Here is a 4,452-nt window from a genome sequence, read left to right on the forward strand (position 1 = left end):
GCGTCACCCACGAGCCGCCGCTGGCGCACGTGCAGGTGCCGGACAGCGTGCCGCTGGCGGCCGAGGGGACGGTCTGCGGCGACTGGCGCACGGCGCTGCGGGCGGATTTCGCCGACCCTGGGCGCATCGCGCTGCAGGGCGCCTACCCGGCCGCCTGCGGGGTGCAGCACTGGTCGGTGGCGCCGGCCGACCCGGAGGGTTTTGCGGCGCGCGCCATCGAGGGCATGTGGCGCGAGCTGGGGGGCACGCTCACCGGCCGGGTGCGCGAGGGCGCGGTGCCGCCGGGGCTGGCGCCGGCCTTCAGCGCCAGCTCGCCGCCGCTGTCCGAGGTGGTGCGCGACATCAATAAGTTCAGCAACAACGTCATGACGCGCCAGCTGTTCCTGACGCTGGCGCTGCAGGCGAACGGCCAGGGCAGCCTGGAAGGCGCCCGGGCGCTGGTGGGCCGCTGGTGGGACGAGCGCACCGGCCTGCCCGGCACGCTGGTGCTGGACAACGGCGCCGGCCTGAGCCGCGAGGAGCGCGTGAGCGCCCGGGCACTGGCGCGGATGCTGCAGCGCGCCTGGGCCTCGCCGGTGATGCCCGAGCTGGTGGCCTCGCTGCCGATCGCCGGGGTGGACGGCACACTGCGCCGCCGGCCGGGCAAGGCCTCGGGCTGGGCGCACCTGAAGACCGGCACGCTGCGCGACGTGGCGGCGCTGGCGGGCTATGTGCTGGGCGCCGATGGGCGGCGGCGGGTGCTGGTGGCGATCGTCAACCACCCGAACGCGCCGGCGGCGCGGCCGGCGCTGGACGCGCTGGTGGACTGGGCGCACGGCGCGCCGCACGGAGGCGCCCGGCACCGGCCGGACTGGTGATTACCCGCTGCCGCCGCGGCCGGGGCTGGCGCTACCATGCGCCGACCGAAAACGAAGGCTCGTTCTTCTTTTTCCCCAACCGGAGTTCCTGATGAAGCCTCGCCTGCATTGGGCGGCCGCCGCGGCCGCTGCCCTGGTACTGGCCGCCTGCGGTGGCGGCTCCGACGATGCCCCGATCCGTTCCGTGCGTGTGGTGGGCGACAGCCTGTCCGACAGCGGCACCTTCGGGCTGAAGTACACCGTCCAGGGTGCGGCGGCCACCGGCGCGGGCTCGACCCCGATCTGGCCGGAGCGGGTGGCGGCGCAGTACGGGCAGTCGCTGTGCGCCCACTACGTGGCCACGCCCACGGGCTTTGCGAACGACGCCTCGTGCACGAACTACGCCGTGGCCGGCGGCGCGATCAACTTCACGCGCGCGCCCACCGCGCCGCAATCGATCATCCAGCAGCTCAAGGACGCGGGGGTCAACGGTTACGGGCAGGGCGACCTGCTGCTGGTGGACGGCGGCGCCAGCTACGCCGCGCTGCTGGGCACGCTGCTGGACGCCGGGGCGGTGCAGCGTTTCCTGGCCGGCGGCACGGAGGGCGCGGCGCAGGCGGGCGGCGCCTACATGCAGGCGCTGGCGGTGCGCTTTGCCGAGACCATCCGCACGCACGCGCTCGACAGGGGCGCACGCCACGTGTCGATCCTGAACATGCCGGGCGTGACGCTGACGCCGAAGTTCCGCATGGTGCTGGGCTCGATCGCCCAGTCGCGCGGGGAAGCGGCGGCGGCCCAGGCCGAGGCCCTGTTCGATGCCTGGGTGCAGGCCTTCAACGCCCGGCTGGCGGCCGAATTTGCGGGCGTCGGCGCGGTGCGGGTGGTGGATTTCTACGGCGCCTTCAAGGACCAGTACACGCGCCCGGCCGAGTACGGCTACACCGACGTGCGGCGCCCGGCCTGCCCGGTCACGGGCGTGGACGGCAGCGGCCTTCCCACCTACGACATGCGCGCCTGCACGGCGAGCGCACTCTCGCAGATGACCCCGCCGGCGGGCGCCACGGGCGGGGCGAACTGGTGGAAGACCTTCGCCTTCTCGGACTCCTTCCACCCCACGCCCTACGCGCACCAGCTGATGGGCGACATGGTGATCCGCGACCTGGAGCGGGCCGGCTGGCGCTGAGCGCGGCTGGACGGCGTTTTTCAGGCGCCGTCGAAGGCTCAACGGCCGGCTTCCCTCAAGGAGGCCGGCCGTTTTTCCGTGGGTGAAGCGGCGGGATGGAGCGGGCGCCGGGGCCCGGGCTCACCAGCGCTGGCGCAGGCGGTCGTAGGCGTAGTCGCCCAGGCGGCGGTGCGCGGCGGGCGTGAGGTAGACCTTGTCGGCGAACACGTAGAGGTCCGCGTTGGCGCCCGGCAGCAGCGTGCCGGTGTTGCACAACGCCGAGTTGACCTCGCCGGCGCCGATGCCGATGCCCGGGCCCGGGTCGACCGAGGTGCAGACGGGCGTGTTGGCCTCGTTGAAGCCGTAGGCGCTGGGCGAGCCCTCGAAGACGTTCACGTAGTAGGCGGTGTCGATGTAGAGCACGGACTTGCCCAGGTCCTCGACGTTCACCAGCAGGCCCTGGTTGAAGGCCATGCTGGCGCGGCTGAGCACGTCGCGCGCGTCGATGGCCTTGGCCCAGGGCGAGCGCCCGAGGTCGTAGGTGCCGGTCAGCACCACGTGGCCGGCGCCGGCCTGCACCAGGCGGTGCACCTGGGCGGCGAGCTGCTCGCCGGCCTGGCGCGAGCTGGCGATGAACTGCTCTTCGGTCTGGGCGCCGCTGCGCAGCGCCGCCATGCCGGCGATGATGTCGGAGACACCGGCGCTGACCACCACCAGATCGCCCGGCGCAAAGCCCTGGGAAGTGAGGAACTGGTCGATCTGCTGGGTCACTGTCGGCGTGGCCGGGTCGCCGGCGGCGTCGGGCGAGGCGCTCACGCGTGCATTGCCCTGCGCGTAGCCGAAGCCCCCGGCGGCAGCCGGCTGCAGGCTGGCGCCGTAGTGCGCGGCGATCTGCAGCGCCCAGGTGTTCACGCTGCCGTCGTTCACGGTGTAGCGCGCACCTTTCTGGCCCACGTCGACGAAGCCGTCGCCGAAGGCGATCAGGCGCTCCGGCCGCAGGGCCGATTCGGTGGAGCTGGAGCCGCAGGCGGCGAGCAGCGCCGCCGCCGTGCAGGCCGCCGCCACGAAGCTGCGACGCATCCAATTTGCTGGCATGGGGTTCTCCGCAAGAAATGTGGGACAGAGTTTAACGAGGCGCGCCGGGCCCGCGGGCTTCAGGCCGCGGCAGCGGCGCGCATGAGCCGGTCGCGCACGCCTTCCCAGGCGGCATCTTCCGGCGGGGTTTCGATCCAGATCAGGCGCACGCCGGCGTCGTCGAAGTCGCGCAGGCGCGCAAACAGCTCGTGCGCGGCCTGCGCCGGGTCGCTGGGCATGGGCTGCAGCAGCACCTGCCGGGAGGCGCTGCGCAGCGGCGTGCGCGCATAGACGGCCAGGTGCGCGGCGTCGGCGCCCAGCAGGTCCAGGCCGGTCTGCAGGGCCTTGGCGTCCATCAGGCGCACGCGCGCCGTGGGGGCGTAGTGCGCCAGCAGGGTGCCGGAGGCGCGCGGCGTGTCGGCCGCCAGCTCCTCGCGCGACAGGGGCCGCAGCCCGCAGGCTTGCTCGATGGCGGCGCGCGAAATGGCGCCGGGGCGCAGCAGCACCGGCACGCCCCGGGTGCAGTCCACGATGGTGGACTCGATCCCGACCTCGCAGGGGCCGCCGTCGAGCACCAGCAGCTCGGGCCCGAATTCGGATTGCACGTGCGCGGCGGTGGTCGGGCTGACGCGGCCGAAGCGGTTGGCGCTGGGGGCCGCCACGCCGCAGATGGGCGGCTGCAGCGCGGCGCAGGCAGCCAGCAGGGCCTGTGCCACCGGGTGCGCCGGGCAGCGCAGGCCGATGCTGTCCTGCCCACCGGCAGCGGCGCTGGCGCGGCCCGCGCGGCGCGGCAGGATCAGCGTGAGCGGCCCGGGCCAGAAGGCGTCGATGAGCTGCTGGGCGAAGACCGGCACGGCCTTGGCGTAGTGGGCCACGGCCGCGCCGTCCGGCACGTGCACGATCAGCGGGTGGTCGGCAGGCCGCCCCTTGGCGGCAAAGATGCGCGCGACCGCGGCGTCGTTCTCGGCGTCGGCCGCCAGGCCATACACCGTCTCGGTCGGCAGGCCGAGCAGCTCGCCGCGCGCGAGCGCCTGCGCGCCGGCCTGCACGGAAGCTTCCAGAGTGCCGTCGAGGACCATGGTGGTTGCCCTGCCGGCCTCAGAAGGCGTCGATGCCCAGCAGCGCGGCCGCCTGCCGGACCGTCGCGCGCACGGCCTCGGGCGTGGCGCCGGTGACGTTCAGGTGGCCCATCTTGCGCCCGCGCTTGGGCTCGGCCTTGCCGTACAGGTGCAGGTGGCAGCCGGGCAGCGCCAGCACGCGGTCCCAGGCGGGGCTGCGCGGGGCGGCATCCGCATCCGCACCGTCGAACCACAGGTCGCCCAGCAGGTTCAGCATCGCCGCCGGGCTGAGCTGGCGCGGCGGCACCAGCGGCAGGCCCGC

Annotated in this window: 4 protein-coding genes and 1 pseudogene; 2 read left to right on the plus strand and 3 right to left on the minus strand. The window is 74.1% G+C overall.

Annotation, left to right across the window (positions count from 1 at the left end; all coding sequences use genetic code 11):
* Both A612_RS01080 and A612_RS01085 read left to right on the plus strand, forming a co-directional pair.
* On the plus strand, positions 1-857 hold an 857-nt coding region (locus tag A612_RS01080), incomplete at its 5' end, for a D-alanyl-D-alanine carboxypeptidase/D-alanyl-D-alanine-endopeptidase (protein ID WP_019372772.1).
* Between the two features lie 91 nt (positions 858-948).
* A complete protein-coding gene (locus A612_RS01085) occupies positions 949-2,019 on the plus strand; it encodes an SGNH/GDSL hydrolase family protein (protein ID WP_019372773.1) in 1,071 nt (356 codons plus the stop codon).
* Between the two features lie 120 nt (positions 2,020-2,139).
* Here the strand turns inward: A612_RS01085 and A612_RS01090 are convergent, their stop codons facing one another.
* From A612_RS01090 to A612_RS01100, 3 genes and pseudogenes are all read right to left on the minus strand, one after another.
* The gene (locus A612_RS01090) at positions 2,140-3,093 is read right to left on the minus strand and encodes an SGNH/GDSL hydrolase family protein (protein ID WP_040435470.1); all 954 of its coding nucleotides are present in this window, start codon (positions 3,091-3,093) and stop codon (positions 2,140-2,142) included.
* Positions 3,094-3,152: 59 nt separating this feature from the next.
* On the minus strand, positions 3,153-4,151 hold the full coding sequence (locus A612_RS01095; RefSeq protein WP_019372775.1) for an L-threonylcarbamoyladenylate synthase: 999 nt from the start codon (positions 4,149-4,151) through the stop codon (positions 3,153-3,155).
* A 19-nt stretch (positions 4,152-4,170) separates the two neighbouring features.
* Positions 4,171-4,452 (minus strand): annotated as a pseudogene (locus A612_RS01100) (5-(carboxyamino)imidazole ribonucleotide synthase); the annotation flags it as partial.

It is taken from the genome of Melaminivora alkalimesophila (assembly GCF_000282995.1).
GTDB classification, from domain to species: Bacteria; Pseudomonadota; Gammaproteobacteria; order Burkholderiales; family Burkholderiaceae_C; genus Melaminivora; species Melaminivora alkalimesophila.